Consider the following 3,283-nt stretch of genomic DNA (forward strand, 5'->3'; position numbering starts at 1 on the left):
GCCGCGCCGCCTCGCCCGCCGCGCCGCCGTGGCCGCCGCCGTCACCGGTCCCCGTCCCGCCACCCCGCCCCGTCCGACGGACGGCGACCTGTTGCAAAGCCAGGGCGGAATCTACTAGCCCGCGTCCCTATATACGTCGTCCCTATATGCATCGTCCCGGCGATCGGGACGGGGTCCGGGTCCGCCCGGGGACGGACACGATTGGAGAAGACCCATGCGCGCCGAAGCGCAGGCCCATGTCAGTTCGATCAACGATGCGCTGGCGCTGCTGCGCCGGTTCCTCGACTGGGACCGTGCGCTGCGCCGGCTCGACGAGTTGAACGCGCGCGTCGAGGACCAGGCGCTGTGGAACGACCCCAAGGCGGCGCAGGAGGTGATGCGCGAGCGTCGCCGCCTGGACGAGGCGATCACCGCCACCCGCGCGATCCAGAGCGAGCTGGACGGCACGGTCGAGCTGATCGACCTGGCCGAGGCCGAGGGCGACCAGGAACTGGCCGACGAGGGCGCGCAGAGCCTGGGCGAGCTCGCGCGCCGCGCCGATGCCGACAAGGTGCGCGCGCTGCTGGCGGGCGAGGCGGACGCCAACGACAGCTATGTCGAGATCAACGCCGGCGCGGGCGGCACGGAGAGCCAGGACTGGGCCGAGATGCTGCAGCGCATGTATACGCGCTGGGCCGAGCGGCACGGCATGAAGGTGGAGCTGGTCGACTATCATGCCGGCGAGCAGGCGGGCATCAAGTCCGCCACGCTGCTGCTGAAGGGCGAGAACGCGTACGGCTATGCCAAGACGGAGAGCGGCGTCCACCGGCTGGTGCGGATCAGCCCATACGACTCGGCGGCGCGTCGGCACACCAGCTTCTCGTCCGTCTGGGTCTATCCGGTGATCGACGACGACATCGCGGTGGAGGTGAACGACGCGGACCTGCGCATCGACACCTATCGCGCGAGCGGAGCGGGCGGGCAGCACATCAACACGACCGACTCGGCGGTGCGCATCACCCACCTGCCCACCGGCATCGTGGTCCAGTGTCAGAACCAGCGATCGCAGCACAAGAACAAGGCGGAGGCGTTCAACCAGCTGCGCGCGCGGCTGTACGAGCGCGAACTGGCGGAGCGCGAGGCGATCGCCAGCGCGGAGAACGCGACCAAGACCGACATCGGCTGGGGCCACCAGATCCGCTCCTACGTCCTCCAGCCCTATCAGCTGGTGAAGGACCTGCGCACCGGCGTCACCTCCACCTCGCCGGGCGACGTGCTGGACGGCGATCTCGACCCGTTCATGGCCGCCGCCCTGTCGCAGCGGGTGACGGGCGAGACCGCCGATGTGGAGGACGTCGAATGAGCCGGCACCCGATCACGGCGGCGAAGCGGGGGAGCGCCGTGCTGCTCGCGCTCGCGTCATGCTCGGCGTGCGACGGCAGCAAGCCGCTGATCCGTCGACAGGCCGCGCAGCCCGGACCTTTCCCGACCCCCGACCGGCCGGTCGCGCCGATCGTCAGCCCGCGCTGGTCGACCGAGGAGGCGCGCGACAGCAAGAACGAGGCGGGCGAGGTGATGACGAAGGCCGGCATCGCGAAGCGGATGACGGTGGCCGACATCGGCGCCGGCGAGGGCTACTACACGATCCGGCTCGCCGCGAAGGTGGGCAAGGATGGGCGCGTGCTGGCAGAGGACATCATGCCGGCGGTGCGCGACGCGCTGGCCAACCGGGTGGCGCGCGAGCGGCTCGACAACGTCAGCGTCCGGCTGGGCGACGCCAACGACCCCAAGCTGCCCCCCGACAGCTTCGACCGCGTGCTGATGATCCACATGTACCACGAGATCGAGCAGCCCTACGAGTTCCTGTGGCGGCTGCGCCCCTCGCTGACCCATGGCGGGGAAGCGATCGTCGTCGATGCGGACCGGCCGACGCAGTATCACGGCACCCCGCCCGCGCTGTTGAAGTGCGAGTTCGCGGCGGTGGGCTACCAGCTGGTCGACATGACCGACATGCCGTCGGCGGGCGGCTATCTGGCGGCGTTCAGGGCTGTCGGGCCGCGCCCCGATCCGTCCGCGATCCACGCCTGCCGGGCGCAGCAGGGCTGACGGCGGTGGACAGGACATCGCAATCACCCACCCGCCCCGCTTGGGGGTGAACGGGGACAGGCAAGGGCCTCAGCACCATGCGCCAGTATCTGGACCTCCTCGACCGCATCCTGACGACCGGCGCCCGGCAGGACGACCGCACCGGCACCGGCACGCTGTCCGTGTTCGGCGCGCAGATGCGGTTCGACCTGCGGCAGGGCTTCCCGCTTCTCACCACCAAGCGGCTGCACCTGAAGTCGATCGTGCTGGAGCTGCTGTGGTTCCTGCGCGGCGACACCAACGTGCGCTGGCTGCAGGAGCGCGGGGTGAGCATCTGGGACGAGTGGGCGGACGAGGCGGGCGACCTTGGCCCCGTCTACGGCCGCCAGTGGCGCGACTGGCGGACGGCGGACGGCGGCGGTGTCGACCAGATCGCCGGGCTGGTGGAGCAGATCCGCACCGTCCCGCACTCGCGCCGCCAGATCGTCACCGCCTGGAACCCGGGCGAGCTTCCCGCGATGGCGCTGGCGCCGTGCCACTGCCTGTTCCAGACGCACGTCGCGGACGGGCGGCTGTCGCTCCAGCTCTACCAGCGTTCGGCGGACATCTTCCTCGGCGTGCCGTTCAACATCGCCAGCTACGCGCTGCTGACGCACATGCTGGCGGACCAGTGCGGGCTCGGCGTCGGGGACTTCGTCTGGACCGGCGGCGACTGCCACCTGTACCTCAACCACCTCGACCAGGCGCGGCTCCAGCTGACCCGCACGCCCGGCCCGCCGCCACGGCTGGAGATCGTCCGGACGGCGCCGTCGATCGACACCTACGAGCCGGCGGACCTCGTCTTCCACGACTACGCGCCCCAGGCCGCCATCCGCGCGCCGGTGGCGGTGTGAGGCCGTGATGACCCTTGTCCTGGCGCGCGCCGCCAACGGCGTGATCGGGCGCGACGGCGGGCTGCCGTGGCACCTGCCGGCGGACCTGCGCCGGTTCAGGGCGCTGACGTCGGGCAGGCCGATGGTGATGGGGCGACGGACCTTTGACGGCTTTCCCGCGCCGCTGCCGGGGCGGCGTCACCTCGTGCTGACGCGCGACCCCGGCTGGGCTGCGGCGGGGGCGGAGGTAGCGCGCACGCCCGAGGCGGCGCTCGCGCTGGCGGGCGGCGACCTGTCGGTGATCGGCGGGGCGGAGGTGTTCGCGCTGTTTCTCGACCGCGCCGACC

The 3,283-nt window shown here is 71.5% G+C and carries 4 protein-coding genes; all 4 read left to right on the forward strand.

Going from position 1 to position 3,283, the window contains the following annotated elements:
* The first annotated feature begins 214 nt into the window (after positions 1 to 214).
* On the forward strand, positions 215 to 1,342 hold the full coding sequence (gene prfB, locus HUV01_RS14045; protein WP_174298836.1) for a peptide chain release factor 2: 1,128 nt from the start codon (positions 215 to 217) through the stop codon (positions 1,340 to 1,342).
* A complete protein-coding gene (locus HUV01_RS14050) occupies positions 1,339 to 2,085 on the forward strand; it encodes a class I SAM-dependent methyltransferase (RefSeq protein ID WP_174298837.1) in 747 nt (248 codons plus the stop codon). Before prfB ends, HUV01_RS14050 begins: the two co-directional genes overlap by 4 nt.
* Before the next feature lie 77 nt (positions 2,086 to 2,162).
* Positions 2,163 to 2,957, forward strand: coding sequence for a thymidylate synthase (locus HUV01_RS14055; RefSeq protein WP_174298838.1), 795 nt, complete (start codon positions 2,163 to 2,165; stop codon positions 2,955 to 2,957).
* A gap of 4 nt (positions 2,958 to 2,961) precedes the next feature.
* Positions 2,962 to 3,283 (forward strand): dihydrofolate reductase (locus HUV01_RS14060; protein WP_174298839.1); only part of this gene is annotated, 322 nt, incomplete at its 3' end.

The sequence above is a fragment of the Sphingomonas bacterium genome (assembly GCF_903643035.1).
GTDB lineage: Bacteria > Pseudomonadota > Alphaproteobacteria > Sphingomonadales > Sphingomonadaceae > Sphingomonas.

Coding starts and splice junctions, on each gene's coding strand:
- prfB (WP_174298836.1), top strand. CDS start 215: ATGCGCGCCGAAGCGCAGGCCCATGTCAGTTCGATCAACGATGCGCTG.
- HUV01_RS14050 (WP_174298837.1), top strand. CDS start 1,339: ATGAGCCGGCACCCGATCACGGCGGCGAAGCGGGGGAGCGCCGTGCTG.
- HUV01_RS14055 (WP_174298838.1), top strand. CDS start 2,163: ATGCGCCAGTATCTGGACCTCCTCGACCGCATCCTGACGACCGGCGCC.